Here is a 24,053-nt window from a genome sequence, read left to right as displayed (position 1 = left end):
GCCGGTTCGCCTGCACCCGCGACCGGCGCGCCCGCTGCTGGCGCGCCTCACGGGGCTGGCTCTGCCAGCCCCGTTGTGTGTCTGTACGGCAAAGGCGTCGCCAAGGGGTACGCCATCGGCCGCGCCGTGGTCATGGGCGCTGCCGCCCTCGAAGTGGCGCACTACCGGATCTCGCCTGAAGACGTGCCCGCCGAGAGCGCACGCCTGACCGAAGCGCTGGCGTCGGCGCAGCAGGAACTGCTGCAACTGGCCGACACGCTTCCGGCCGACGCGCCGCGCGAACTGGGCGCGATGCTCAATGTGCACAGCCTGCTCCTGGGCGATCCGCTTCTGGCCGAACAGACGCTTGCCCTGATCGCCGACCGTCACTACAACGCCGAATGGGCGCTGACCACGCAGGGCCAGATCCTGGGGCAGCAGTTCGACGCCATGGAAGACGAGTACCTGCGCGAGCGCGGGGCGGATGTGCGACAGGTGATCGAGCGCGTGCTGCACGTCCTGGCCGGCACGTCGGCGATCCTGCCCGACATGTCCCACATGGGCGGCGACGATGCCCTGGTGGTGGTGGCGCACGATATCTCTCCCGCCGACATGCTGCGCCTGCGCGGCGGCCGGTTCGCCGCCTTCGTCACCGACCTGGGCGGCCCGACGTCTCACACCGCGATCGTGGCGCGCAGCATGGGCGTGCCCGCCGTGGTCGCCATGGGCAACGTGCGCGAGCTCGTTCGCGACGGCGACATGCTGATCATCGACGGCTCGGTCGGGGCGGTGGTGGTCAACCCGTCCGACCGCATCCTCCAGGAATACCGCCGCCGCCAGGCCGCGTACGCAGACGAGCGCGCCGAGCTCAGCCTCCTGCGCGACGAGCCCTCCGTCACGCTGGACGGCATCGACATCGTGCTGCACGCCAACATCGAGCTGCCGGACGAAGCCGCGCTGGCGCTGGCGTCCGGCGCGCACGGCATCGGGCTCTTTCGCAGCGAATTCCTCTTCATGGGCCGGCCAGACCTGCCCGGCGAAGAAGAGCAGTACGAGGCCTATGCGTCAGTCGTCAAGGTGATGGCCGGCCGTCCGGTCACGATCCGAACGCTGGACATCGGCTCGGACAAGACGCTGGACGGCGAGGCCACCGTGGCCACCAACCCCGCTCTGGGACAGCGCGCCATCCGCTATTGCCTGGCGCGTCCCGAGATGTTCGCGACGCAGCTGCGCGCCATCCTCAGGGCGTCCGCCCACGGCCCGGTGCGCCTCTTGATTCCGATGATCGCGCACATGCACGAAGTCGTGGCTGCCAAGGCCGCCATCGAATCCGCCCGCCGCGAACTCGATGCCCGTGGCCAGGCCTATGCGCCACACATGGAAGTGGGGGCGATGGTCGAGGTGCCCGCGATCGCCATCGCGATCGAACCCTTTGCCCAGGCGCTGGATTTCCTGTCCATCGGCACCAACGACCTGATCCAGTACACGCTTGCCATCGACCGGGGCGACCACGACGTGGCGTCGCTGTACGATCCGCTGCATCCGGCGGTGCTGCGCCTGGTCGCCAACACCATCAATGCGGGCGAACGCGCGGGCAAGCCGGTTGCCGTCTGCGGCGAAATGGCGGGCGATTCGCGCATGACGCGCCTGCTGCTTGGCCTGGGCCTGACCGAGTTCTCCATGCACCCGCAGCAGCTCCTGGACGTGAAACGCGAGGTGCGCCGCGCGCATTCCAACGCGCTCCGCATCAAGGTGGCCTCGGCGCTGAACCGCGCCTTGCCCGTCGACCTGGACGCCCTCGGCCCGGCTTGATTCGTCCTTCGCGGCAGTGACTGAACCGGGTGTCAGACACCCGTGGAGTCGACCGCAAGCAGACGACCCTTTCCGCCGGGTGACTGACACGCTCCCAAGCAAGCTGACAAAAAAAGAGCCCTTCATGATGAAGGGCTCTTTCATTTTCCATCCCCCCCCCGCCGCAGGGCGCGGCGGGAGAGTCGCAGCAGCTTAGCTGTGATAGGCGGATTCGCCGTGGCTGGTGACGTCCAGGCCTTCGCGCTCCTGGTCTTCCGGTACACGCAGACCGCACAGGGCGTTGGCGATCTTGTAGGCAATCCATGCCACCACGCCAGACCACACGACCGTCAGCAGGACACCTTCGAGCTGCACCCACAGTTGGTGGGCGATCATGCCGGGCTCGGCCAGGCCGGGGCCGCCGAAGACCTGCGCGTTGAACACGCCGGTGAGCAGGGCGCCGACAATGCCGCCCACGCCGTGGATGCCGAACACGTCCAGCGCATCGTCAGCACGCAGCAGGCGCTTCAGGCCATTCACGCCCCAGACGCAGACCACGCCGGCAACCACGCCGATGATCAGGGCGCCCACCGGACCGACAAGGCCGGCGGCGGGAGTGATGCCGACCAGGCCGGCGATGGCGCCCGACGCGGCGCCCAGCATCGAGGGTTTGCCCTTGATGGCCCATTCCGTGAACAGCCAGGCCAGGACGGCGCCCGCCGTGGCGATCATGGTGTTGAAGAAGGCCAGGGTGGCGTTCTCGTTGGCGGCCAGCGCCGAACCCGCGTTGAAGCCGAACCAGCCCACCCACAGCAGGGCGGCGCCCACGAACGTCATCGGCAGGTTGTGCGGCTGCATGGCTTCGCGGCCGTAGCCCACACGCTTGCCGACCACGTACGCGCCGACCAGGCCAGCCACGCCGGCGTTGATGTGCACCACGGTGCCGCCGGCGAAGTCCAGCGCGCCTTGGGCATTCAACAGGCCGGGCGCCGTTTCAGAGGCAAACCACACCATGTGCGCAATGGGGATGTAGGCGAACGTGAACCAGATCACCGTGAACACCAGCACGGCCGAAAAGCGGGCGCGTTCGGCAAAGCTGCCGACCACCAGGGCGCAGGTGATGCCGGCGAACGTGGCCTGGAACGAGGCGAACAGCAGCTCGGTCAGGGTGTTCGACATGGCGTACGTGCCGTCTGCCGGGTTGAACATGCCAGAGAAGAAGGCGCGCGAGAGGCCGCCGAAGAAGGCGTTGCCCTCGGTGAACGCGAGGGAGTATCCATAGATGAACCAGAGAACCAGGCCCAGCACGAACGTGCACAACACTTGCAGCAAGACGGACAGCACGTTTTTGCTGCGCACCAGGCCGGCGTAGAACATGGCCAGGCCGGGTACGGCCATCATCAATACAAGCAGGGTAGAGACGAGCAACCAGGAGATATCTGCTTTATCCATTTTCAGGCTCCATTGAGGCTTTATTTATTTACAGCGCAGCTTCGCCGGCTTCGCCAGTTCTGATACGGATGACTTGTTCAAGGGGGGCGGCGAAGATCTTGCCGTCGCCGATCTTGCCGGTGCGGGCGGCTTGTTCGATCGCTTCGATGACCTGATCGACAAGGTGATCGGGCACGGCGGCCTCGACCCGCAGCTTGGGCAGGAAGTCCACGGCGTATTCCGCGCCGCGATAGAGTTCGGTGTGGCCCTTCTGGCGGCCAAAGCCTTTGACTTCGGTAACGGTCAGGCCCTGGACCCCGATCCCGGACAGAGCCACCCGCACTTCGTCGAGCTTGAAGGGCTTGATGATGGCGATGATGAGTTTCATGGCATTTCCTCTCATGGTTGCACGCACCCTGGTTAAAGCAATATCCGTGCCATGTTGGACAGCGCCGGGGATGGCCGGGAAAGGCGCAAATGTTGTGCGGGAAGGCACCATCATGGTGCGCAATGCACCGTGGAGCGGCCTCTTTTTGGTGCGCAACAATGGGTAGCCCCGCCATGCAACCAGATGTATGCCGCACGAAGGATTTGTAGCCATTTAATGCGGACGTGTCGGGCACGTGCGCGTGCGTGCCGCCGCATCCGCCGGTGCGTTGTGCCGGCTCCGCAGGCCGCTCAGCGTTACCGGCTGCGGCTCCGCGCATGCAGCGCGGGTTTCGGGGGCGGCCGAGTTTGCCCCAAAGCGCCTCAAATTGGGGTGCGAGCCTGATACGAGGGTTTACACCGATCGGCTTGTTGGCAGGGGTGGGGTCGAGAAGAATCGAAACCAGGACGTGTATCGGGCAAATGACCGATGCACAGCGCGGTCTCAGCGACCGGCGGCAAGGCTAGTGGTGTTGGTAGGGGGTTGCCGTTAGGCAGCCCGGTTTTCTCCTGTGCTTTGAAGGGCGGTCACCGCATGCGGCCCGCCCTTTTTTTTGCGGCGGCGCAAGCGGCGCGGCCTGAACCCGGCGACCAACGCACTACACTTGAGGCATCCGGAACATCGAGAGGCAACTATGAACAATCGCACCCAGTGGATGGAAGACCTTCAGAAGAACATTTCCGACCTGATCGCGCGCAGCCCGGCGGCTGACGTCGAGCGCAATGTGCGCGCCATGATGACGCAGGCGTTTTCCAAGCTGGATCTGGTCACCCGCGAAGAGTTCGACGTGCAGGCGGATCTGCTTGCCCGCACGCGCGCCCGCGTCGATCAACTGGCTGCCCAGGTGCAGCAGATGGAACAGCGCCTGACCGGGCTGGACAAGGGGCCGGCCACCGGGCTGGACAAGTAAGCAAGCCCCGCGCGCCCGCTTTGCGCGGGCCCTGCGCGAGATCGTTTTGTCACGGCCGCTTCCCGCGGCCGTTTGTTTTTTGCGGATACTGGCGGCCCGAACCATCCGGAGACCGTCGTGACGCTTGCCGTACTTGCCAGCCGGGCCCTTTGCGGCATGCATGCCCATGCGGTCCGCGTGGAAACGCACCTGGGACCCGGGCTGCCCGGTTTCAACGTCGTCGGGCTGGTCGACACCGAAGTCCGGGAAAGCCGCGAGCGGGTCCGCGCGGCCATCATCAATAGCGGCTTCGAATTTCCGGCGGGGCGCATCACCGTCAACCTGTCGCCGGCGGACATGCCCAAGGAGTCCGGTCGCTTCGATCTGCCGATTGCGTTGGGGGTGCTGCTGGCGTCCGGGCAGTTGGCTGCCCCCGCGCAAGACGGCGCGCCGGCCGGCGCACCGGATCCCGCGCTGGCCGGGCTAGTGCTTGCAGGCGAACTTTCCCTCACCGGGGCGCTTGTGCCCGTCGCCGCGCCGTTGGTGATCGCCCTGAGCGTCGCCCGGGACGCGCCCGACGCCACGCTTATCCTGCCAGCCGGCAGCGCCGAGCAGGCCGCCTGGGTTCCCGGCTTGCGTGTGCTGTCGGCCCGTTGCCTGGCGGACGTGGCAGCCCACGCGGCGGGCGCCTGCCTGCTTCCCAATGCCGTGCCCGCGCCGTGGCCGCCCGCCGCGCCCGTCCCCTGTCTATCGGATGTGCGAGGCCAGGCCGGCGCGCGGCGGGCGCTTGAAGTCGCGGCGGCGGGCGGCCACAGCCTGTTGATGCTGGGGCCGCCCGGTGCAGGCAAGAGCATGCTGGCTGCACGCCTGCCGGGCCTGTTGCCGCCGCTGGAGCGCAATCAGGCGCTCGAGGCGGCGGCCGTGGCAACGATGGCCGGAATGCCCGACACGCTCACCGGGCAGCCGCCGTTCAGGGCGCCGCACCATTCGGCGTCGGTAGCCGCGCTGGTCGGCGGCGGCGGGCGCCCGCGGCCCGGTGAAATCAGTCTGGCGCATCACGGCGTGCTGTTCCTCGATGAGCTTCCGGAATTCAGCCGCCGCTCGCTCGAGGCGCTGCGAGAGCCGCTGGAGGCGGGCAGGGTGGTCATCTCGCGGGCATTGCACGCCGCGCAGTTTCCGGCCCGTTTTCAGCTCGTGGCCGCCATGAATCCCTGTCCTTGCGGCTGGCGCGGCCATCCGGCGCGCACGTGCGCCTGCACGCCGGATCAGGTGACGCGTTATGCGGGCAAGATATCGGGACCGCTACTGGACCGGATCGATCTGCATGTGGCCCTGCCGCCGTCCGACCCCGCCTGGATGACCGCGCCGCCCGGCGAATCGTCGCAAGCCGTCCGCGAGCGCGTGGTCCGCTGCCGTGAACGCCAGATGGCCCGCCAGGGCAAGATCAACGCCGGGCTGGCCGGGGCCGAGCTGGACGAATTCTGCGTGATGGATGCCGATGCCCAGACGCTGCTGCAGCAGGCCATGCGCCGCCTGACAGGCTCGGCGCGGGCGATGCACCGGGCGCTGCGCGTGGCCCGCACGATCGCGGATCTGGACGGCCAGGCGGTGCTGGCGGCCAGTCATGTCGCCCAGGCGGTGCAGTACCGGCGTACGGGGGTATGATCCCCGGGCGGCGTCGGCCCTGCGATCCCGTTGTTCCGGGCGTACGCGCTGACTCGACAAAGTCCGGGAAATCACCATATAATCAAAGGCTTTTCCGGATGTGGGTCAGTTTTGTCCGCCTTCGGGAAACAATCGCGAAACCGCCTGGCCGGCTGCTTTATCGAATGGATGCATTTCGTTCGGAGCCGGCTTTTCAGATTTCGCGAACCCCCCAGAAGTGGCAACAGGTCTACAAGTTTTGGCGTCTTTGGCGCCAAGCACCTGGCGTCATGTAAATCAACAATGCGTGTTTTAGTTTAGGGAATCATCATGCCCAAGATGAAAACCAAGAAAAGCGCCTCCAAGCGCTTTAAGGTGCGCGGCAGCGGCTCCATCAAGCGTGGTCAGGCGTTCAAGCGTCACATCCTGACCAAGAAGACCACCAAGGCCAAGCGTCAATTGCGCGGCTCTGCGGCGGTTCATGACTCCAACGTGGCCTCCGTCAAGGCCATGATGCCTTTCGCTTGATCTAAGGGAGATCTACTATGCCTCGCGTCAAACGCGGCGTAACTGCCCGCGCACGTCACAAGAAAGTCATTGCCGCCGCCAAGGGTTACCGTGGCCGCCGCGGTAATGTGTTCCGTATTGCCAAGCAAGCAGTCATGCGCGCTGGCCAATACGCCTACCGCGACCGCCGCAACAAGAAGCGTACGTTCCGCGCTCTGTGGATCACGCGTATCAACGCGGCCGTCCGTGAGCATGGCGTCAGCTACAGCGTGTTCATCGCTGGCCTGAAGAAGGCTTCGATCGAACTCGACCGCAAGGTCCTGGCCGATCTGGCCGTGCGCGACAAGGCCGGCTTTGCCGCCATCGTGCAGCAAGCCAAGGCTGCCTTGGCTGCCTGATCGCGCGCTTTAACTCATCGCGCATCGCTGCAAACGGGGCTGTAATGGCCCCGTTTGCGTTTTGAAGGCTGGATTTCATGACTCGATTGGTTGACGACCTGGTAGCCCAGGCGCAAGAACGGTTCGCCGCGGCTACGGATGCCGCCGCGCTTGAGAACGCAAAAGCTCGCTTCCTGGGCAAGGAAGGCGCCTTGACGGTGCTGCTCAAAGGCCTGGGCAAGCTCGATCCCGAGCAGAAGCGAGAGGCCGGCGCACGAATCAACCAGGCCAAGCAGAAGATCGAAGAGCTTCTGACCTCGCGCCGTGCCGAACTGGCGCAGGCGGAGCTGGATGCCCGTCTGGCATCCGAAACCATTGACGTCACCCTCCCGGGCCGCGGTCGCGCGCCGGGCGGTATCCATCCGGTGATCCGGACCTGGGAACGCGTGGAAGAAATCTTCCGTTCCATTGGCTTTGACGTGGCCGACGGCCCCGAAGTGGAAAACGACTGGACCAATTTCACCGCATTGAACAACCCGCTGGACCATCCGGCGCGTTCCATGCAGGACACGTTCTACGTCGACATGAACGACGCGGACGGTCTGCCGCTGCTGCTGCGCACGCACACCAGCCCCATGCAGGTGCGTTATGCCCGCATGCACAAGCCGCCCATCAAGGTCATCGCGCCCGGGCGCACCTATCGCGTCGACAGCGACGCCACGCACTCGCCCATGTTCCACCAGGTGGAAGGGCTCTGGATCGCCGAGGACATCTCGTTTGCCGACCTGAAGGGCGTGTATACCGATTTCCTGCGTTGCTTCTTTGAAAGCGACGATCTGGTCGTGCGATTCCGCCCGTCGTTCTTCCCGTTCACGGAACCGTCCGCCGAGATCGACATGATGTTCACCTCGGGTCCCAACCGCGGCCGCTGGCTGGAGATCTCCGGATCCGGCCAGGTGCATCCGCAGGTGGTGCGCAATTTCGGGCTGGATCCCGAGCGCTACATCGGCTTTGCTTTCGGCTCCGGACTCGAGCGCCTGACGATGTTGCGCTACGGCGTCAACGATCTGCGCCAGTTCTACGAAGGCGATTTGCGCTTCCTGCGCCAGTTCAACGAATAACAGACGGCTGATCATGCAATTTCCCGAATCCTGGCTGCGTACGCTGGTCAATCCTCCGATCGCAACCGATGAACTCGCGCACCGGCTCACGATGGCCGGCCTGGAAGTCGAAGAAACCGAACCCGCCGCGCCCGCCTTTTCCGGCGTGGTCGTCGCGCACATCGTCGAAATCGCCCCGCACCCGGACGCCGACAAGCTGCGCGTCTGCCAGGTCGACGACGGCTCGGGCGAACGCCTGCAGATTGTGTGTGGCGCGCCCAACGCTGCCGCCGGCCTGAAGGTGCCGCTCGCCCGCGTGGGCGCGGAACTGCCCGGCGGCATGAAGATCGGCGTGGCCAAGATGCGCGGCGTGCAGTCCTCCGGCATGCTGTGCTCGGCGCGCGAACTGGGTCTGTCGCAAGACCACGCGGGCCTCCTGGAACTGCCCGCGGACATGGTCCCCGGCCAATCCATCCGCGAGGCGCTGGACCTGGACGACACGCTGTTCACGCTCAAGCTGACGCCCAACCGCGCCGACTGCCTGTCGATTCTGGGCGTGGCGCGCGAAGTGGCCGCGCTGACCGGCGCGCCGCTGTCGGTGCCGACCGCCGCTGCCGTGCCCGTCACGCTCGATGAGCGCCTGCCCGTCAAGATCGAAGCGCCCGACCTGTGCGGCCGTTTCGGCGGCCGCGTCATTCGCGGCGTGAACGCGCGCGCAGCGACGCCCGAGTGGATGAAGACGCGCCTTGAGCGCGCCGGCCAGCGCTCGCTGTCCGCGCTGGTCGACATCTCCAACTACGTCATGCTTGAACTCGGCCGCCCGTCGCATGTGTTCGATCTGGACAAGATCGGCGGCGACATCAGCGTGCGCTGGGCGCGTGAAGGCGAAACGCTTGAACTCTTGAACGGCCAGACCGTCACGCTCGACCCGAAGGTCGGCGTCGTCGTCGCGGGCGATCAGGTCGAAAGCCTGGCCGGCATCATGGGCGGTGAAGCCACCTCGGTTACGCTGGACACGCAGAACATCTATCTCGAAGCCGCATTCTGGTGGCCGCAAGCCATTGCCGGCCGTGCGCGCCGCTTCAAGTTCAGCTCCGAAGCCAGCCACCGCTTCGAACGTGGCGTGGACTACGCCAGCATTCCCGAGCACATTGAATTCATCACCCGCCTCATCGTCGACATCTGCGGCGGCCAGGTGGGCCCCATCGACGACCAGATCGTCAATCTGCCGCAGCGTCCGCCGGTGCGCATGCGCCTGGCGCGCTGCCATCGCGTGCTGGGCGTGCCGGTCACGCGTGAGCAGGTTGCAACCATCTTCGGCAGCCTGGGCCTGGACTACGCGGTCGAGGGCGACGACTTCATCGTCAATCCGCCGTCGTACCGTTTCGATCTGGAAATCGAAGAAGACCTGATCGAGGAAGTGGCTCGCATCTACGGTTTTGAAAGCATCCCCGACGTGCCGCCGATGGCGCGCGCCAAGATGTTCTCGCAGCCCGAAGTGCGACGCGGCGCGCATGCGCTTCGCCGTCTTGCGGCCGCGCAGGACTACCAGGAAGTCGTCAACTACAGCTTCGTCGAAGCCGACTGGGAACGCGATTTCGCGGGCAACGACAACCCCGTGCGGCTTGTGAACCCGATCGCCAGCCATCTGTCGGTCATGCGTTCCAGCCTGATCGGCGGCCTGGTTGCCAACATCCGTCACAACGCCAACCGCAAGCAGTCGCGCGTTCGCCTGTTCGAACTGGGACGCGTGTTTTTCCGCGATGCGTCGGCCGAGGACGGTCCGCTGCAAGTGGCGGGCGTGCGCCAGCCCATGAAGCTCGCGGGCGCAGCCTGGGGCCCGGCGGCCGAAGAACAGTGGGGCGTGCCCACGCGCCAGGTGGACTTCTTTGACGTCAAGATGGACGTCGAGTCGCTGTTCGGCGCACGCGGCCGCCGCCTGCGCTTCGAGGCTGCGGCGCATCCCGCGCTGCATCCCGGCCGTGGCGCGCGCGTCATGCTGGACGGCAAGCATGTGGGCTGGATCGGCGAATTGCATCCGCGCTGGGCGCAACAGGCCGACCTGGCGCATGCGCCGGTGGTCTTCGAGCTGGACGTGGACGCGCTGTCGGAAGGCGAATTGCCGCAGGTGCGCGAGCTCTCGCGCCAGCCCGTCGTGGTGCGCGACTTGGCGCTGTGGGTCGACGAGGACGTGACGGTCCAATCCATGCTCGATACCGTCGCCAAGGCCGTCAAGGCCGATGCGCAACTGGCCGTTGTGCAGGATGCGCGCGTGTTCGACGTGTGGCGCGACAAGGCGCAGGGCAGCGAACCGGTCGCCGAGAAAAGCCTTGCGTTCCGTTTCTGGCTACAGGACACTGAGGTCACTTTGGACGAAGCCCGCGTGGCCGACTGCCTCGCGCGCATCAAGGAAGCCCTGGTTGCCGCGCACGGCGCGCGCCAACGTGGCTGAACATGGGGACCAGTATGCTTGCCGAGCAACGCACCCTCACCAAGGCCGAGCTGGCCGAGCTGCTTTTCGAGCGGGTCGGCCTGAACAAGCGCGAAGCCAAGGACATTGTCGATACGTTCTTCGAGGAAATCCGCGACGCCCTGGCGCGCGGTGATTCCGTCAAGCTCTCGGGTTTCGGCAACTTCCAGGTGCGCGACAAACCGCCGCGCCCTGGCCGCAACCCGAAGACCGGAGAAACCATTCCCATCGCGGCGCGGCGTGTCGTCACCTTCCACGCCAGCCAGAAACTCAAGAGCGTGGTCGAGCAGGCCGTTCCTACAACGCCCGACGCCGCGGAGTGATACGCTTTGTCGGTAATTGTTATCGGCGCACCACGCATCGCGCGCATAAAATCCGCTTATGACACGTACTGAATCCACCGTTACCTTACCGCCCATTCCCGCCAAGCGTTACTTCACCATCGGCGAAGTCAGCGACCTGTGTGGCGTCAAGCCTCATGTGTTGCGGTACTGGGAACAGGAATTCACTCAGCTCAAGCCCGTGAAGCGCCGCGGCAACCGCCGCTATTATCAGCACCACGAAGTGCTGCTCATCCGCCGCATCCGTTCGCTGCTTTACGAACAAGGCTTCACGATCAGCGGCGCGCGCAATCGCCTGGGCGATGCGCGCGACGTGCCGCACGACCAGGACGCCGCCGTGCGCCTGTCGGGCACCGAGATGCAGTCGCTGCGCGCGGAGCTCGGCAACGTGTCCGCGATGCTTGCCGAAGCTTTGGGAACGACGACGGGCACTGCGCCCGCCGCTGCTGCGTCGACGCAGACCGCGCCCACTGCCTGAGCCGTTTTCTTCGCGACCCATCGGTTGCAATCCAGCGTTTGATTTCAGTACCCGCGACGCGCGACCGCCTTCATGGCAACGCGCGTCGCAAACCGTAGTGCCTTGCGCTTCGCGCGTGCCGCTTCATCACTTGCACTGATGTGAACGGCAAACGCAAAGCGCAAAATTTTTTCCGGTATTCAGCACTTTTTTTGCACCAATGCGTGCAAACATTTTTTAGTTCTGCTATACTCTTTTTCTTTCGGGGCGTAGCGCAGCCTGGTAGCGCACTTGCATGGGGTGCAAGGGGTCGCGAGTTCGAATCCCGCCGTCCCGACCAGTAGTTCCAAGGCCGTTAGTGAGAAATCACTAACGGCCTTTCTCATTTCTTCGGCTTTATTCTTGAGCTGCAAATGCAGAGCTCAAATTATCGGGCCCGAATACCGAGCCCGAATATTGGGCCCGATAACCGACCCAAATCCCCGCTACAGCAAAAGCAACGCACCCGCCGCAACTGCCGTGGGGCCCAACGCGCCGAGCAGCAGTCCGCCGATGCTGATGGTTTCGTCTGAAAAGCCGCGCTTTAGCAGCGCCACGCCCGCAGGGTTGGGGGCGTTTGCGATGACCGTCAAGCCGCCGCCGGCGACGGCGCCCGCCACCAGCATGTATTTCGATTCGTCGGAGATGCCGTCGATCAGCGAGCCCAGATAGGTCAGTGCGGCGTTGTCGGTGATCGCGGTGAGCGCCAGGGATCCGAAGAATAGTGCGATGGGTTCCAGGCTGGAGACGATGGGCTGCAGCCACCACGCTTGCATGCCTCCCAGGATGACGAGGCCGGCCAGGAAGAAGCCAACGAGCAGCGCCTCTTTGAGGATCAGCGGATTCTGATGCCGCTCATAGGCTTGCGTGAATCCCAGGAACATCAGGAACAGGCCGAGAAACGCGACGGGATGGTGCGCCAGGGCAACGACCGCGGCCAGCACGACAAGGTGAACGATGACCACGGTGATCGGCACGGGAGGGCGCTCGGACCGGGTCATGCTTTCGGCCGGCAGTTGAAGCAGATACTTGCGCATCATGAACGTGGCCACGGTGGCGTTCACGACCACGGCAATGGCGGCTTTCCAGCCGAAGGTGGCCAGCATGAACGCCGAGTCCCAATTCCAGGTGGCCGCGACCATCAGAACGGGGGGCGCGGCGTAGGCGGTCAGTGTTCCCCCGATCGAAATGTTGACGAACAGCACGCCAAGCGCGAAGTACTTGGGAACGGCGGGAACCGACGGCCGAAACAATTGCGGGGCAAGCATGAGGGCCGCAATGGTCATGGCGGCCGGCTCTGTGATCAGGGATCCCATCAGCGGAACCGCGGCAAGACCCAGCCACGCGGTAGCGACGGAGGTATGGAAGGGCAGGTTCTTTGCGATCAGGTTGACGGCGACCATGACCGTTTGGAGGACCGGGCGGGATGCCGCCACGACCATGACCACAAATACGAAGAGCGGTTCGGTGTAGTTGCGAGACTCGGCGTAGGCGAGCGCTTGATCTCCACCGGCGGCTATCGCCATGACGATCAGAAGCACAAAGGCCCAAAAGCCGAAGACGATCTCGACTTCGCCGAGCAGGTGAAACAGGCCGGCGTGGCGGGGATAGCGGTGGGAGAGCCGCTCGAACTGTTTGACCGTGAAGGTGTGGATCAGCGCCAATGCAAAGATGATGGCGGCTGCGATGTCGAGGGCATGGGGGATGCTGGGCTGCATGGACGCGCGGGCTCCTGCGTGGCGGCCCGACCAGCGCGTTGACCTGCCAGCGCGAAGGAATACGCCTGACACCCAGCCCGGTAGTGTATCTCGATCGCGGATTTCGGCCTACCCCATCGCGGTGGCCGCTGCGGGACACGATTGCGACGATTGATGTATTTCAAGAGGCGGGACGAGGATTCAGATTGTTCCTATCGACATACCTTTTGTATTTGCGGATATTGGCCAGGTTATCAATCGACGGGGCGATCGAATGGTCCAACGGTCAATCGCAGGCATTGTTCTTGAGGCTGAAGCAGTCGGCGCTCTTGCGAAGGCGCTGGCTGTTCGGCGTCAGTTCAGGAGTTAGCGATGCGCTGCAAAGGGCTTGCCGGGCGGTTGTTCAGTCACGACTTCCGGCCGGTGTTTGACACCGCGGCGGTCGACACCGCGGCGGTCGGCACCGCGCCGCCGAAGGCGAAAGCACTGGTCGCAGGGTCGTCTCGTGACTCGAATAACGTCGTGGGCGCAACGTCATCGATGGGCGATCGCTTTTACAACGGCCATGTATGCGTGCGCTGCGGGTACAAGATCATCCGGGAACTGTAATGCGCTCGCGCAGCAAGCGCGCTTGGCGGGGACAGCGCGGAGAAATTGAAGCGGCGGAGAGGGCCGCAGCGGCTAGAGGGAGGGAGTGTGCGGAGCCGCCCTCTGCTTGATCGAATGACAATCACGCCGCTGCGGCAATCGGGTTCCAGCAAACCCCGTTCCCGCCAGCGGGCCAGACGTGATCAGTCCAGCGATTGTTGCAATAACCGGCGGCGGCGAAGCTCGGCAAGGCGGGCTTCGTTTTCCTGATGCCAGCCGGCCTGCCACGAGGCCAATCTGGCGCGCCAACCAGGTAGCGATTCGCCCGTATGGCTGGGCATGTTGGTTTCTTTCATGAGGGGGCAGGCAGATAGCGGCACACCATATCTGGCGGCTTCCTGGCCGGCTCTGTGAACGGGGTCATCCATTCGCGCCTCCTCGTGGGAAAGGTCCTGAGCCAAAAGATGAGCGCGATCGCCATCCTTGTCCAGAAAAGTTACGCGCAGAAATAGCGGGATGGATCATCGTCCGCACGGCTTTGCCGCGCGGCTACAGGTGCACCCACTGCATCCACCACCCCTGGTAATAGCGCCTGCCGTCGATTTCCTCGAAGCCGCAGACCATCATGCCGCGATCGGATCCGAAGGTGAGCAGTTCGGGCTCGAGCAGATCGGGGATAGGGCCTTTTTGCGACGCGCCGAACTTGGCCAGGGTGTCCAGCGTCATGACGCTGATGTAGCGGCGCATGTCCTCGCGCATGATGGAATACATGCGGACCGTCCCGGTCACTGCAGGGGCGGGATCGTTGTCGTGGCGCTTCCGGCCCAGGATGTGGGTTCGGATGACGGTGCATCGCATGATGAAACTAAAAATACTGTATGAATGTACAGTATATGTCGATAAAAACGGGGCCGATTCACTTATCCCGGTTTCGTATCTGCACCGCGACATTTGCTTGCCATGCCAAATGCAAAGCGCCCCGGAGGCGGGGCGCATGTCAACGAGTCAATTGCAAAGCCGCGCCATCGCGCGCGGCACGTAGCGGAAACGGCCGCCAGGGGGCGCTTGGCCGCCGCCCGTGGCCTCCATCCATCCTGCTTCCCAGGCTTCGACCTTGCCGCTCCACTCGGAGATCGATTCGCCGGTATGGCCCGGCATGGCGGCGGCCCGATAGAACGGGCAATCCCACAAGGTCAAACCGTCTCGCGCAGCTTGTGCGCCCAGCTTTTGGATGTCTTCGCGTTGCATTGCAACCTCCTCCAAAAGTAGTTGTTCGGGACGCAAAGTATTCCGCAGCGACCTGTGATTTTCAATAGTGATGGCGCACCAAGCGGGGCGGTGCGGCCGTCATGCCGGCGACGTCTTCCTTGAGGTTGAAAGGCGTCTGTTATGCGTGCAATTTCGCGGCTCTGTGCCTTTTCACGTTCGCGCCGCGGCACGCACAATCTGGGCTTGCCGCCCGTGTCGGGGGGATCTTGAGGATGTTTGGATGCGCTACCGCTACGTGACGGCCGATGTGTTCACCGGCCATGCTTATCTCGGCAATCCGCTGGCTGTCGTGCTGGACGCGCAGGGTCTGGACGCGCGCCAGATGCAGCGGATCGCACGCGAATTCAACTATTCGGAAACCAGCTTCGTGATGCCCCCGCAAGACCGCGCCCATACCGCGCACGTGCGCATCTTCACGCCGGATCGCGAAGTGCCGTTTGCCGGCCATCCGAATGTGGGCACCGCGGTCGTGCTGGCGCGCGAGCAGATCGCGGCCGGGTTGCCGGCGCCACAGGCGTTCGTGTTCGAGGAAGAAGCCGGCCTGGTGCGCATTGCGTTGACGTACGGGGAGCACGGCCTGCAGGGTGCGCAGCTGCGCGCGCCGCAGCCGCTGTCGCGCGGCAGCGAGGCACCATTGGACGCGGTGGCCAGGGCGCTGCGTCTGGATTGCGCGGACATCATGGTGTCAACGCACGCGCCGATGGTGGCGTCGGTGGGATTGCCGTTTTTGGTGGTGCAGGTTGCCAGCCGCGACGCGCTGCGCCGCGCGTCGCCCGATGCGGCGGGCTACGCGGCCTTGATGCCGCAACTGGGCGCGAAGTCCATCTATGTCTACACCACCGACACGGCAAGCGAAGCGATGGATGCGCCCACCGATATCCAGGCGCGGATGCTTACAAGCCGCATGACGGAAGACCCCGCCACGGGCAGTGCGACGGCGGCCGTCACGGCGCTGCGCGCCTCGCTTGCGGGCAAGGGCGCCCTGCGGCTGCGCGTGGGGCAGGGCGTGGACATGGGACGTGCAAGCCTGTTGCTGGCGCATGCGGAGCCGCGGGACGACGGCGTGTGGGCCAACGTGGCCGGACAGGCGGTGGTGGTGATGGAAGGCACACTGCCCGCGCCCGCGAGCGATTGACAAGGCGGTGCGGGATTTGCGGGCGGCAGGGCGCCTCGTGTAAGCTGCAGCGCATGAACGCACCGCACATCGCTGCCGCATTGCGCGCAGATTTCCGACGAATCACTCGACGTCTCCGTTGAGTGGCTAGCCGTGTTCGGGCGCCGGTTATGCGGCGCTTATCCCAGAAGGCCACGATACCCCTCGTGGCCTTTTTTGTTTGATTGCGTTTTGCATCCGGGGCGTATCGCAAGGCCTTCGTTCTTTCATCACAAGGAATGAAGCATGTCTCAGCAAGACCTCGCCATCCGGCCGTTTCAGGCATCCGACGAAACCGCGCTGATCGCGTTGTGGCAAGCCTGCGGGCTGACTCGGCCGTGGAACGATCCGCGCAAGGACATCGCGCGCAAGTTGACGGTGCAGTCCGATCTTTTTCTGGTGGGTGAGTTGGATGGCGCCATTGTCGCGACGGTGATGGGCGGCTACGACGGCCATCGTGGCTGGATCAATTATCTGGCCGTTTCACCCCTGCATAGGCGGCGCCACTTCGCCACGGCGCTGATGCGGGCGGTCGAGCGCAAGCTGCTTGAGATGGGTTGCCCGAAGATCAATCTGCTGATCCGTTCCGAGAACGTCGCGGTGAAGCGCTTCTACGACAGCCTGGGCTTTCAGGAGGACGCGGTGATCAGCATGGGCAAGCGCCTGATTCCGGATCTTTGAGGATTTGGCGGGCATCAGGCGCAAGGCGCTTGATGCCCGGTATGCGCGGCGAGCCGGGCGCCTGCGTGCAGCGCCCGCGTTGCTTGGTCACGCGATGTCAGGCGTCAGATCGCCTGCGTCAGATACACGGCTTCGCGGCCTACGATGGGCATGCGCGTGGGCATGAAGATCGTGCAGGCATCGCACGGGGAGCGGATTTCTTCCGTGCCATTCATGGCAATCAGTTCGCCCTTGTCGAAGGTCTCAAAGCCAATCACCGGACGCGTGAAGGTGAAGTCCTCGGACTTCACCATGTGGACCTCCAGCAGGCGATAGCGCTGCGGGGTGGGTGGGGCCGGGGTGCCGGCCGGCGTGTCGATGAGGCCCAGATGCGCGAGAAAGCGCAAGGTCACGTCGGTGGCGAGTTCGGCCGCGGAACGCGAAAAATGCTGTCCGCATTCGACAACGAGCGCACCGCCGCTGTCGGACAGCGGATCGCCATGATGGCCGTAGCCCATGACCCCAGTGCCCGGAAACTTGTCTTGCGGCATGACCAGGTGCACCTGCGGCGAGCCGACTGCAGCGGCCAGCGCGGTGTTGCGGTCCATCTCGTTGTAGACCCAGAAGGGTTGCACGGGGGCGCGCGTGGAATGGATGTCCAGCACGAAGTCGGCGGCGTCCAGGACAGGGCGCATCTCGCGGGCGCGGCGCAATTCCGGACTGTCTTCCGCACCGTCCAGCATGGCGGCCGACCAGATGCGGTTCAGGTTGTGCACGAGCTGGCGGTTGTCGTAAGGTCTGTCGATGTCGAAAGCCTCGTAGGCCTCGACGTGCGCAAAGCTGACCGTCAAGGTGCCGATCTTCGGGCGCACGCCGGTGTCCAGCAGATGGGTGGCGGCCACCATGCCACAGATCTCGTTGCCGTGCGTGATGGCGTTGATGAGCACGTGCGGTCCGGGCTTGCCGGAGTCGAAGCGATGAACGTAGGGGATGCCGGTGTTGCCTTCGCGATAGGCGGACAGGTCTCGCGGCAAGACTTCCAGCGGAGCGGTATCAGGTTCGAAGACGGGTTTGTTCATGGGGTCGATGGCAGGTTTGAATGTGAGCCGGTGGGGGCAATCAATTACGCGCAGCGCAGTGGCCTGACATTATGCGCCGGTTCGCCAATTCGGCGATGAGGGCAAAAAAGCGGGTTTTTAGCGCTGTTTTTTCAACTTCAAGATGCCTTCGCACTAGGCGAATTAGTACTGTTTTACCCCTTAAAAACTCTGCTTTCCAAGCCTTTTTGTTTGGTGCATATTGCGGCCCGTTAGTCGGAATTCAGAGGTGCAGCATGAGCGGGTGGCCAGAGCGTCATATCAACGGTTTTCAAGTGCAGTGTGAAGTGGTGGACTTGGAAACCGGGGTTTTGGCCATCGAAATCATGGTCCGCCGTCAGGGCAACGAGGCCGCCACGCAGCGGTGGTCGCTGCCCCGTTTCGTCACCTTCAACGATCCTGCCGCCGCGCGTCGCCATGCCGAGCTGGTGCTCTCGGGCATCCGGACCGTTGACGAGTTCACCGGCGAACCCCGATACGGAATTCTCTAGCGCTTGCTAGTGTTTTGTTTCGTTTATCACATTCATGTGTCTTGTTGGACGTGGAATGCCCGGTACAGTTGTTCATGCATGACAACAAAAGGAGAGTTCCATGTTTGACGCTTATCCCGTTCTGCGCCGCACCGGCATGGCGATTGCAATCGGCGCCGCCGGCGTTCTGTTTGCAGGCTGTACCACGACCACGCCTTCCAAGTCTCCGGCCGCTTCGACGGCAGAGCAGCGGCAATCGATGAACAGCGCGGCCAATGCCACGCTCGCCAAGCTGTATGAAGCCGCTCCCGAGTCCAAGGACCTGGTTGCGCGCGCCAAGGGCGTGCTGGTGTTTCCCGACGTGTTGAGCGGCAGCTTCATCGTCGGCGCCGAGCATGGCAAGGGCGTGCTGCGGGTGAACGGCGCGAATGCCGGCTACTACAGCACGACGGCGGGCTCGATCGGCTTCCAGGCCGGCGCGCAATCGAAGGCGATGATCCTGCTCTTCATGACGGATGACGCCTTGAACAAGTTCCGCAACAGCAGCGGCTGGACCGTTGGCGCGGACGCCACGGTGGCGGTGGTCAATATCGGCGCCAATGGCCGCATCGACACCAACACGGCCCAGCAGCCGGTCGTGGGCTTCGTCATGAACAATGGCGGCTTGATGGCTGGCGTGTCGCTCGCGGGCACCAAGATCTCGAAGCTGGATCGCTGATCGCGCTAGCGCCCAGTCAAAACGCCGCGGCATCAAGCCGCGGCGTTTTGTTTTGTTGCGGAGCAAGGCGGACCTGCTCCGCGGCCTTTGCCGGCCGGTCAGCCGATCACGTCATCGCTGTTTTTGAGGACGGCGGTTTCGCGATCGATCTCGGCTTGCTCGATGGCGGGGTCCAGACCGCGCCAGCGAAGGATGTGGCCGCGCTCTTCTTCGGGCTCCCAGCCCAGCATGCCGTAGCGCGTGATTTCAGTTTCGCCGGAGGCGAACTCCACTTCGAAGTAACCCTGACGATCGGGTAGCGTGTTGCCGGGGAACCAGTCGGTTTCGGGCATGGTGTGCTCCTTGCTAAGCGATGGGAGGGATGCTGGCGCCGGAATGAACGAAACGGCGCCATGCAATTTGATTGTGGGCTTGCAGCCGCAATCCCGCAAGCGCTCGATGGATACCAGATGCGGCGTCAGGCCAGCGGCACGGCGGTGGTGTAGAGCACCTGCTTCAACGCAAAGCTGGATCGGATGCTTGCCACCCCGGGAATGCGCGTGATGTGTTCGACGATCAGCCGTTCCAGCGCATCGACGTCGGGCACGAGCGCGCGGATCAGGTAGTCGGCGTCGCCCGACATCAGGTAGCACTCCATGATTTCGGGCAGCACCGCGATCTCGCGTTCGAACACATCCAGCGCGGCCTTGCGTTGCTTGTCGAGCGAGATCTGAATGAAGACGTTCACCTTCAGGCCAAGCTTGCGCGCGTTCAAGAGCGTGACGCGGCGGTCGATGAGTCCTTCGGTTTCCAGTCGCCGCACTCTCGCCAGGCAGGGCGAGGCGGACAGATTCACGCGGGCGGCAAGTTCCACATTGGTGAGCCTTGCGTCGCGCTGCAGTTCGTTCAGGATGCGGATGTCGGTGGCATCCAGGTTGATTTCCGGCATAAGTCACCTCAAGACGGCGGTTTTACGGTGCATGTGTGCCGAGTATGCCGGTAAACGACGCACAAAGCGGTCAAAAATGCTGGGGTTTACCCTATAGACTGTTCCGTTCTTCGGCCATAGGGCCGGAATGCAGAATATTCAGCGGCAGAGCAGGGTAGTGATGAGTCAGCAAGGCAGTCTTCGCAGGTTTCTCCCGCTTGCGGGTGCGGTCGCCATCTGGGGAGGGAATTGGCCCGTGATGAAAATGGGGCTGGCCCATATGAGCCCGTTGTGGCTGGCTGCCAGCCGGTTCGGATCCGCCGCGCTCATCAGCGTGCTGGTGCTGGCCCTGCTGGGTCGCCTGCGTTTGCCGACACGCCAGGAATGGCCGCTGGTCGCGGGTGTGGCCTTGCTGCAGATGGGCGCCTTCACGGCCCTCGCGCTGTGGGCGTTGCAGTATGTGGCGCCTGGACGCGCGTCGGTCATTGCCTACGCGACGTCCATCTGGGTGATTCCGCTGTCGTCGCTGATCCTGAAAGAGCGCCTGTCGATGGGCCAATGGCTGGCGACGGCGCTGAGCTACGCGGGCATCGGCATCATCGTGGCGCCCGCGTTCAGCCCGTGGCAGGCGCACACCGTCATCGGTCTGGTGATGCTGCTTGGCGCATCGTTCGCATGGGCCTGCAACATCATCCAGCTGCGCGCCAATCGCCACGTTCGGCTGGGCGCCGACATGATTCCCTGGCAGACCGCATTGGCCACGATACCGCTTGCTGCGCTGGCCTGGCTGCGTGACGGCGCGCCGACCTTTCTGGCCGATGCGCAAGCCTGGCCGCTGATCCTCTACACCGGACCGCTTGCCACTGCGCTGACGTTCATTGTCGTGCTGAGCATGACGCAGAAGCTGCTGCCGGCCGCGACGTCCATTGCGATGCTGTGCGTGCCGGTGATCGGGCTGATCGTGTCGTCCGTCGTGTTCCACGAACGCATCTCGGCGGACCTGGCGCTTGGGCTTGCGCTGATCGCGGCCAGCGTGGCGGCCTCGGCGCTGGCCGCGCGCCTGCGGCCGTTGGCGCTGCGACCTTCATAGAAGGCTCTAGAATGGCGTGCGCCGGAAATGGTGCCGGCACGTCATGCGGAACGCGCAGCGGATATGGACTCGTTATATGTAGTGGTCGTGGTGGGCGCCATGGCCGCGGGCTTCGTGCAAGGCTTGTCCGGGTTTGGTTTCGGCATGGTTGCCATGTCGTTCTGGGCCTGGACCGTGGACCCGCGGCTGGCTGCGGCGATGGCGGTGTTTGGCGCGTTGACCGGACAGTTGCTGGCGGCTTTCACCGTGCGCCGGGGCTTTGCCGCCGCGCATCTGCTGCCATTCATCGCCGGCGGATTGCTGGGCATTCCGCTAGGCGTGAAAGTGCTGCCGCATCTGGATCCGACGGTGTTCAAGGCCTTCATCGGCGGGCTGCTCGCGATCTGGTGCCCGATCATGCTGTTTGCCGCGCGCATCCCGCGCATCACGGTAGGCGGCAAAGTTGCCGATGGCGTCGCGGGCGCGATTGGCGGGGTCATGGGCGGGCTGGGCGGGTTCACCGGGGTGATTCCGACGTTGTGGTGCACCTTGCGCGGCTTTGACCGCGACGTGCAGCGCGCGGTGATCCAGAACTTCAACTTGTCGATGCTGATGGTGACGATGGCCAGTTATGTGCTGACTGGCGTGGTCACACGCGACATGCTGCCCCTCTTTGCGATGATCGTGCCGGCAATGCTGGTGCCGACACTCTTGGGCACGCGCGTGTATGTCGGCATCAGCGACGTGGCGTTCCGCCGCGTCGTACTGGGCCTGTTGACGGTTTCGGGCGTTGCGTTGCTGGCGTCGTCGGTGCCGCGTCTGCTTGGCTGACCATTGGCTGACACGTGCCGAACGGGCTTGACGGCCATGCTATCGTAGACAAATTCACGAGAGAACCACGCATGGCATTGCATCGTTTCGAAAAGGGCGAACTGGGACATTGGCTGCGCGTCGTGGCCGACAACAACGAGCCCGGCGCAGTCCAGACCGACGTGCCCGCAAACGTCGCGCAAGCGCTTGAGACATTGCGCTGCATTCAGGCCGGCGCAGACGGCCGCTGGGTCATCACCGACAAGGGCAGGCTCTCGCTACGCATGGAAGAGCCGGGCGCCATCCATTTGCGTTAGGCCATTTGCGGTCGTCGCACATTTGCGGCAATCGCCGGCTACGCACCATGCCAGCGTTCGCGTGCCCAAGGCGGCAACGAAATTACCGCATGGTTGCGAATGTTTTCGCAGTATTTCGTGCGCCTCGCCGCCGCCCCTGTGCCGTCCGGCATATCCTGAGACGGAATGTGCGAATTGACATCTTTCCGTCGTATCGGGCCCGGCGTCTCGCCAGTAAGATGAACTTTGCGTGACGTTTGAAGGTCTATTGTCTTGCGCGGGAAATTTTGTCCTGTTGCACGTCACGCGTGGTTCGCGCGTTTAGGTAACCGACTGGGAGGTAGCACATGCAGCATCGTGACCAGGAAGTACTGATCGACGTTTCCACAGCGGCCATGGACACCGGCGGATATGGCGTATTGCTGACGGTTACGGCTGAGGGCGGCACCGAAGTGGATGCCGCGTTTTCCCACTTGGGCAACTGCGCTTCGTTGGACGAAGCTCGTGATCGCGCGGAAATCTTCGCGCAAAACTGGGTAGAGGAAAATATCTTCCGATAGGGCTTGCACCCTGGACGGAGCTGATCGGCACGACCGGTCTGTGTGTGCATGAGCACGTGGCGGATTCCTGCGAGATGGCGGCGACGATTTCGGTTATCGTTGCTGCTCCAAAACCTGGGGCCCTCGTCGGGTTTGCGCCATTCCAAGATGACTGCCGCACAGACCAATTCCTTTCTTGCGGATGATATCCGCGCGCTGCGGGCGCATTTTGATTCTGTCGTGTTGCCCATGTGGTTGGACCGCGGCTTCAACGACGCGCTCGGACTGCCTTACGAATCCTTGGACGCTGCCAGCGGTGAACCGCTGCCCGCGACGCGTTATCGCGCCATGGCGTGCGCGCGCCAGCTTTATGTTTTTGCCCAGGCGCCTGGCCAGGCGGCCGCGCAGCACGCTGATCGCCTCTTCGAATCCCTGCGTCGTGTTTTTCAGGACGAGCATGGCGGTTGGCGCTATAGCGTCGACGCGCAGGCTCGGCCGCTGGACGATACCCAGGACCTGTATACGCACGCGTTCATCGTGTTGGCCGCGTCGGCGTATTTCCAGCGCAGCCGCAATGCGCAGGCGCGCAAGCTGATGCTGGCCACGGCGCGCACAATCGAGGCGCGTTTCAAGACCTCGGATTCGCTGTACCACGCGGCGCTGAGCGCGGACTTTTCCCAACCTTTGAAGCCGCCGGCGCAAAACCCCATGATGCACCTGACCGAAGCCTATCTGGCGGCGGCGCAGGTTGCCGAACCGGCTGGGTTTGCGCAGCACCTGCGCGAGCTTGCGCAAGGCGTCAGCCAGTTCTTCGTCCACGCGCCCACGCAATGCGTATCCGAGGCGTTGCAGGGTAGCGCAGGCAACCGGCTGGAGCCGGGTCATCAGTTCGAATGGCTGTCCCTCGTGCACGAATCGGCGCAGGTGTTCGAAGGCCTGGATCTCGCCGAAACATTGCCGCGCGCCGTGCAATGGTCGCGCGCCCATGGCGTGGATGCCGCCGGCGTGATCGCGTCGCTGGATGAATCGGGAGCCGTGGCGGACGATACGCGCCGGATCTGGGCGCAGACGGAATACCTGAGGGTCTTGGCCGTGATGGGCGATCTGCCGGCACTGCAAACGGCCCTGGCAAGCTTTCGCGAGCGGTTTCTGCATCCGGGCGGCTGGCATGAATGCCTGGATGCGAAGGGCAACGTGACGCGGGCCGACATGCCGTCGACCTCGCCTTATCACTTGGCGACCTGCCTGACCGCGTTACAAAACGTTGTATCCTAATCACGTTAACAATTTTTATTCCCAAGTTGAGGGCGAATTAATAGAAAGACATT

At 64.0% G+C, this 24,053-nt stretch carries 28 protein-coding genes and 1 tRNA gene; 20 read left to right on the top strand and 9 right to left on the bottom strand.

The features are described 5' to 3' along the window. The first annotated feature begins 81 nt into the window (after positions 1 to 81). Complete coding sequence (ptsP, locus tag FBY20_RS01575) at positions 82 to 1,791, top strand: phosphoenolpyruvate--protein phosphotransferase (RefSeq protein WP_056318605.1); 1,710 nt, start codon at positions 82 to 84, stop codon at positions 1,789 to 1,791. Between the two features lie 192 nt (positions 1,792 to 1,983). Here the strand turns inward: ptsP and amt are convergent, their stop codons facing one another. Next, entirely contained in the window at positions 1,984 to 3,222 is a 1,239-nt protein-coding gene (gene amt, locus FBY20_RS01570; RefSeq protein ID WP_056315887.1) for an ammonium transporter, read from the bottom strand. 28 nt (positions 3,223 to 3,250) lie between these two features. Next, a complete protein-coding gene (locus tag FBY20_RS01565; protein ID WP_006218735.1) occupies positions 3,251 to 3,589 on the bottom strand; it encodes a P-II family nitrogen regulator in 339 nt (112 codons plus the stop codon). A gap of 673 nt (positions 3,590 to 4,262) precedes the next feature. On the opposite strand from FBY20_RS01565, the gene FBY20_RS01560 reads away from it, so the two are divergent. From FBY20_RS01560 to FBY20_RS01520, 9 genes are all read left to right on the top strand, one after another. After that, positions 4,263 to 4,538, top strand: coding sequence for an accessory factor UbiK family protein (locus tag FBY20_RS01560; protein ID WP_056315890.1), 276 nt, complete (start codon positions 4,263 to 4,265; stop codon positions 4,536 to 4,538). Between the two features lie 117 nt (positions 4,539 to 4,655). Continuing rightward, the gene (locus FBY20_RS01555; protein WP_142049589.1) at positions 4,656 to 6,182 is read left to right on the top strand and encodes a YifB family Mg chelatase-like AAA ATPase; all 1,527 of its coding nucleotides are present in this window, start codon (positions 4,656 to 4,658) and stop codon (positions 6,180 to 6,182) included. A gap of 309 nt (positions 6,183 to 6,491) precedes the next feature. Continuing rightward, positions 6,492 to 6,689 (top strand): 50S ribosomal protein L35, encoded by a 198-nt coding sequence (gene rpmI / locus FBY20_RS01550; RefSeq protein WP_008159912.1) that lies wholly within the window; start codon positions 6,492 to 6,494, stop codon positions 6,687 to 6,689. Between the two features lie 17 nt (positions 6,690 to 6,706). Next, positions 6,707 to 7,066, top strand: coding sequence for a 50S ribosomal protein L20 (gene rplT / locus FBY20_RS01545; protein ID WP_006218741.1), 360 nt, complete (start codon positions 6,707 to 6,709; stop codon positions 7,064 to 7,066). 77 nt (positions 7,067 to 7,143) lie between these two features. Continuing rightward, positions 7,144 to 8,166, top strand: coding sequence for a phenylalanine--tRNA ligase subunit alpha (pheS, locus tag FBY20_RS01540; protein ID WP_056315894.1), 1,023 nt, complete (start codon positions 7,144 to 7,146; stop codon positions 8,164 to 8,166). 13 nt (positions 8,167 to 8,179) lie between these two features. Then, the gene (pheT, locus tag FBY20_RS01535; RefSeq protein WP_142049587.1) at positions 8,180 to 10,597 is read left to right on the top strand and encodes a phenylalanine--tRNA ligase subunit beta; all 2,418 of its coding nucleotides are present in this window, start codon (positions 8,180 to 8,182) and stop codon (positions 10,595 to 10,597) included. Between the two features lie 2 nt (positions 10,598 to 10,599). Beyond that, on the top strand, positions 10,600 to 10,938 hold the full coding sequence (locus tag FBY20_RS01530) for an integration host factor subunit alpha (RefSeq protein ID WP_081101104.1): 339 nt from the start codon (positions 10,600 to 10,602) through the stop codon (positions 10,936 to 10,938). Between the two features lie 58 nt (positions 10,939 to 10,996). Beyond that, the gene (locus FBY20_RS01525) at positions 10,997 to 11,434 is read left to right on the top strand and encodes a MerR family transcriptional regulator (RefSeq protein WP_056315902.1); all 438 of its coding nucleotides are present in this window, start codon (positions 10,997 to 10,999) and stop codon (positions 11,432 to 11,434) included. A 242-nt stretch (positions 11,435 to 11,676) separates the two neighbouring features. Then, positions 11,677 to 11,753, top strand: a tRNA-Pro gene (locus FBY20_RS01520). A gap of 145 nt (positions 11,754 to 11,898) precedes the next feature. Here the strand turns inward: FBY20_RS01520 and FBY20_RS01515 are convergent. Next, positions 11,899 to 13,170 carry a putative Na+/H+ antiporter gene (locus tag FBY20_RS01515; protein WP_056315905.1) on the bottom strand — a complete coding sequence of 424 codons (1,272 nt, stop codon included), beginning with the start codon at positions 13,168 to 13,170 and terminating at the stop codon, positions 11,899 to 11,901. 351 nt (positions 13,171 to 13,521) lie between these two features. Between FBY20_RS01515 and FBY20_RS01510 the strand changes: the two genes are divergently transcribed. Continuing rightward, complete coding sequence (locus tag FBY20_RS01510) at positions 13,522 to 13,758, top strand: hypothetical protein (RefSeq protein WP_056315908.1); 237 nt, start codon at positions 13,522 to 13,524, stop codon at positions 13,756 to 13,758. Between the two features lie 182 nt (positions 13,759 to 13,940). Here the strand turns inward: FBY20_RS01510 and FBY20_RS01505 are convergent, their stop codons facing one another. The 3 genes from FBY20_RS01505 to FBY20_RS01495 form a co-directional block, all read right to left on the bottom strand. After that, entirely contained in the window at positions 13,941 to 14,165 is a 225-nt protein-coding gene (locus FBY20_RS01505; protein WP_142049585.1) for a CrpP-related protein, read from the bottom strand. 121 nt (positions 14,166 to 14,286) lie between these two features. Next, complete coding sequence (locus tag FBY20_RS01500; protein ID WP_227741206.1) at positions 14,287 to 14,595, bottom strand: hypothetical protein; 309 nt, start codon at positions 14,593 to 14,595, stop codon at positions 14,287 to 14,289. Positions 14,596 to 14,742: 147 nt separating this feature from the next. Beyond that, complete coding sequence (locus FBY20_RS01495) at positions 14,743 to 14,985, bottom strand: CrpP-related protein (protein ID WP_056315913.1); 243 nt, start codon at positions 14,983 to 14,985, stop codon at positions 14,743 to 14,745. Positions 14,986 to 15,226: 241 nt separating this feature from the next. On the opposite strand from FBY20_RS01495, the gene FBY20_RS01490 reads away from it, so the two are divergent. Both FBY20_RS01490 and FBY20_RS01485 read left to right on the top strand, forming a co-directional pair. Beyond that, entirely contained in the window at positions 15,227 to 16,141 is a 915-nt protein-coding gene (locus FBY20_RS01490; protein ID WP_056315915.1) for a PhzF family phenazine biosynthesis protein, read from the top strand. Between the two features lie 264 nt (positions 16,142 to 16,405). Beyond that, on the top strand, positions 16,406 to 16,840 hold the full coding sequence (locus FBY20_RS01485; RefSeq protein ID WP_142049583.1) for a GNAT family acetyltransferase: 435 nt from the start codon (positions 16,406 to 16,408) through the stop codon (positions 16,838 to 16,840). 104 nt (positions 16,841 to 16,944) lie between these two features. On the opposite strand, the gene FBY20_RS01480 is transcribed toward FBY20_RS01485, so the two are convergent. Then, complete coding sequence (locus FBY20_RS01480; protein ID WP_056315919.1) at positions 16,945 to 17,898, bottom strand: succinylglutamate desuccinylase/aspartoacylase family protein; 954 nt, start codon at positions 17,896 to 17,898, stop codon at positions 16,945 to 16,947. 329 nt (positions 17,899 to 18,227) lie between these two features. Between FBY20_RS01480 and FBY20_RS01475 the strand changes: the two genes are divergently transcribed. Both FBY20_RS01475 and FBY20_RS01470 read left to right on the top strand, forming a co-directional pair. Continuing rightward, on the top strand, positions 18,228 to 18,407 hold the full coding sequence (locus tag FBY20_RS01475; RefSeq protein ID WP_230965016.1) for a hypothetical protein: 180 nt from the start codon (positions 18,228 to 18,230) through the stop codon (positions 18,405 to 18,407). Positions 18,408 to 18,507: 100 nt separating this feature from the next. After that, on the top strand, positions 18,508 to 19,104 hold the full coding sequence (locus FBY20_RS01470) for a YSC84-related protein (RefSeq protein ID WP_056315925.1): 597 nt from the start codon (positions 18,508 to 18,510) through the stop codon (positions 19,102 to 19,104). Positions 19,105 to 19,202: 98 nt separating this feature from the next. Here FBY20_RS01470 and FBY20_RS01465 read toward each other — a convergent pair whose 3' ends face one another. Then, a complete protein-coding gene (locus FBY20_RS01465) occupies positions 19,203 to 19,436 on the bottom strand; it encodes a hypothetical protein (protein ID WP_056315928.1) in 234 nt (77 codons plus the stop codon). 125 nt (positions 19,437 to 19,561) lie between these two features. Continuing rightward, the gene (locus FBY20_RS01460; RefSeq protein WP_006226939.1) at positions 19,562 to 20,032 is read right to left on the bottom strand and encodes an Lrp/AsnC family transcriptional regulator; all 471 of its coding nucleotides are present in this window, start codon (positions 20,030 to 20,032) and stop codon (positions 19,562 to 19,564) included. Positions 20,033 to 20,192: 160 nt separating this feature from the next. Between FBY20_RS01460 and FBY20_RS01455 the strand changes: the two genes are divergently transcribed. From FBY20_RS01455 to FBY20_RS01435, 5 genes are all read left to right on the top strand, one after another. Continuing rightward, a complete protein-coding gene (locus tag FBY20_RS01455; RefSeq protein WP_142049581.1) occupies positions 20,193 to 21,101 on the top strand; it encodes a DMT family transporter in 909 nt (302 codons plus the stop codon). Positions 21,102 to 21,164: 63 nt separating this feature from the next. Next, entirely contained in the window at positions 21,165 to 21,911 is a 747-nt protein-coding gene (locus FBY20_RS01450) for a sulfite exporter TauE/SafE family protein (protein ID WP_142049578.1), read from the top strand. Positions 21,912 to 21,982: 71 nt separating this feature from the next. Continuing rightward, entirely contained in the window at positions 21,983 to 22,207 is a 225-nt protein-coding gene (locus FBY20_RS01445) for a hypothetical protein (protein WP_056315937.1), read from the top strand. A gap of 326 nt (positions 22,208 to 22,533) precedes the next feature. Then, positions 22,534 to 22,746 carry a hypothetical protein gene (locus tag FBY20_RS01440; RefSeq protein WP_006218759.1) on the top strand — a complete coding sequence of 71 codons (213 nt, stop codon included), beginning with the start codon at positions 22,534 to 22,536 and terminating at the stop codon, positions 22,744 to 22,746. A gap of 147 nt (positions 22,747 to 22,893) precedes the next feature. After that, complete coding sequence (locus FBY20_RS01435; protein WP_142049575.1) at positions 22,894 to 24,000, top strand: AGE family epimerase/isomerase; 1,107 nt, start codon at positions 22,894 to 22,896, stop codon at positions 23,998 to 24,000. Positions 24,001 to 24,053 lie beyond the last annotated feature (53 nt).

The sequence above is a fragment of the Achromobacter sp. SLBN-14 genome (assembly GCF_006715415.1).
GTDB lineage: Bacteria > Pseudomonadota > Gammaproteobacteria > Burkholderiales > Burkholderiaceae_B > Achromobacter > Achromobacter mucicolens.
The sequence above is the reverse complement of the archived record's forward strand: the minus strand, read 5'-3'. Positions and strand labels throughout refer to the sequence as shown.

Coding starts and splice junctions, on each gene's coding strand:
- amt (WP_056315887.1), bottom strand. CDS start 3,222: ATGGATAAAGCAGATATCTCCTGGTTGCTCGTCTCTACCCTGCTTGTA.
- FBY20_RS01565 (WP_006218735.1), bottom strand. CDS start 3,589: ATGAAACTCATCATCGCCATCATCAAGCCCTTCAAGCTCGACGAAGTG.
- FBY20_RS01560 (WP_056315890.1), top strand. CDS start 4,263: ATGAACAATCGCACCCAGTGGATGGAAGACCTTCAGAAGAACATTTCC.
- rpmI (WP_008159912.1), top strand. CDS start 6,492: ATGCCCAAGATGAAAACCAAGAAAAGCGCCTCCAAGCGCTTTAAGGTG.
- rplT (WP_006218741.1), top strand. CDS start 6,707: ATGCCTCGCGTCAAACGCGGCGTAACTGCCCGCGCACGTCACAAGAAA.
- pheS (WP_056315894.1), top strand. CDS start 7,144: ATGACTCGATTGGTTGACGACCTGGTAGCCCAGGCGCAAGAACGGTTC.
- pheT (WP_142049587.1), top strand. CDS start 8,180: ATGCAATTTCCCGAATCCTGGCTGCGTACGCTGGTCAATCCTCCGATC.
- FBY20_RS01530 (WP_081101104.1), top strand. CDS start 10,600: ATGGGGACCAGTATGCTTGCCGAGCAACGCACCCTCACCAAGGCCGAG.
- FBY20_RS01525 (WP_056315902.1), top strand. CDS start 10,997: ATGACACGTACTGAATCCACCGTTACCTTACCGCCCATTCCCGCCAAG.
- FBY20_RS01515 (WP_056315905.1), bottom strand. CDS start 13,170: ATGCAGCCCAGCATCCCCCATGCCCTCGACATCGCAGCCGCCATCATC.
- FBY20_RS01510 (WP_056315908.1), top strand. CDS start 13,522: ATGCGCTGCAAAGGGCTTGCCGGGCGGTTGTTCAGTCACGACTTCCGG.
- FBY20_RS01505 (WP_142049585.1), bottom strand. CDS start 14,165: ATGGATGACCCCGTTCACAGAGCCGGCCAGGAAGCCGCCAGATATGGT.
- FBY20_RS01500 (WP_227741206.1), bottom strand. CDS start 14,595: ATGCGATGCACCGTCATCCGAACCCACATCCTGGGCCGGAAGCGCCAC.
- FBY20_RS01495 (WP_056315913.1), bottom strand. CDS start 14,985: ATGCAACGCGAAGACATCCAAAAGCTGGGCGCACAAGCTGCGCGAGAC.
- FBY20_RS01490 (WP_056315915.1), top strand. CDS start 15,227: ATGCGCTACCGCTACGTGACGGCCGATGTGTTCACCGGCCATGCTTAT.
- FBY20_RS01485 (WP_142049583.1), top strand. CDS start 16,406: ATGTCTCAGCAAGACCTCGCCATCCGGCCGTTTCAGGCATCCGACGAA.
- FBY20_RS01480 (WP_056315919.1), bottom strand. CDS start 17,898: ATGAACAAACCCGTCTTCGAACCTGATACCGCTCCGCTGGAAGTCTTG.
- FBY20_RS01470 (WP_056315925.1), top strand. CDS start 18,508: ATGTTTGACGCTTATCCCGTTCTGCGCCGCACCGGCATGGCGATTGCA.
- FBY20_RS01465 (WP_056315928.1), bottom strand. CDS start 19,436: ATGCCCGAAACCGACTGGTTCCCCGGCAACACGCTACCCGATCGTCAG.
- FBY20_RS01460 (WP_006226939.1), bottom strand. CDS start 20,032: ATGCCGGAAATCAACCTGGATGCCACCGACATCCGCATCCTGAACGAA.
- FBY20_RS01455 (WP_142049581.1), top strand. CDS start 20,193: ATGAGTCAGCAAGGCAGTCTTCGCAGGTTTCTCCCGCTTGCGGGTGCG.
- FBY20_RS01450 (WP_142049578.1), top strand. CDS start 21,165: ATGGACTCGTTATATGTAGTGGTCGTGGTGGGCGCCATGGCCGCGGGC.
- FBY20_RS01445 (WP_056315937.1), top strand. CDS start 21,983: ATGGCATTGCATCGTTTCGAAAAGGGCGAACTGGGACATTGGCTGCGC.
- FBY20_RS01440 (WP_006218759.1), top strand. CDS start 22,534: ATGCAGCATCGTGACCAGGAAGTACTGATCGACGTTTCCACAGCGGCC.
- FBY20_RS01435 (WP_142049575.1), top strand. CDS start 22,894: ATGACTGCCGCACAGACCAATTCCTTTCTTGCGGATGATATCCGCGCG.